General features: G+C 75.3%; 1 pseudogene. It reads right to left on the bottom strand.

The annotated features are described in order from the left end of the window. Window positions 1–255: pseudogene (locus M3147_RS19195) on the bottom strand (MFS transporter); the annotation flags it as partial.

Raw genomic sequence — 255 nt, 5'->3', positions numbered from 1 at the left:
CGCCCAGCCGACCCGCGACGGGCTCCAGCGCACCGCGGGGTCGCCCTGCACCTTCGAACGGGCGCGGAGGAGGGGCGGCAGCAGCATCGCCGTCGCGGGGATCACGATCGCGATCACGCCGAGGAAGCCCCAGTGCCAGCTCGCCTGCTCGGCGACGAACCCGGCCATGGCCGGGCCCACGATCGAGGGGATCACCCACGCCGCCGCGAAACCGGCGAAGACCCTCGCGCGGATCGCCTCGGGGTACACCCGGCC

Origin of the sequence: Agromyces mediolanus (genome assembly GCF_023715325.1) — a bacterium.
In the GTDB taxonomy this organism is placed as follows: domain Bacteria; phylum Actinomycetota; class Actinomycetes; order Actinomycetales; family Microbacteriaceae; genus Agromyces; species Agromyces mediolanus_A.
Note: the sequence above shows the minus strand (reverse complement) of the source record. Positions and strands in the feature narration are given on the sequence as shown.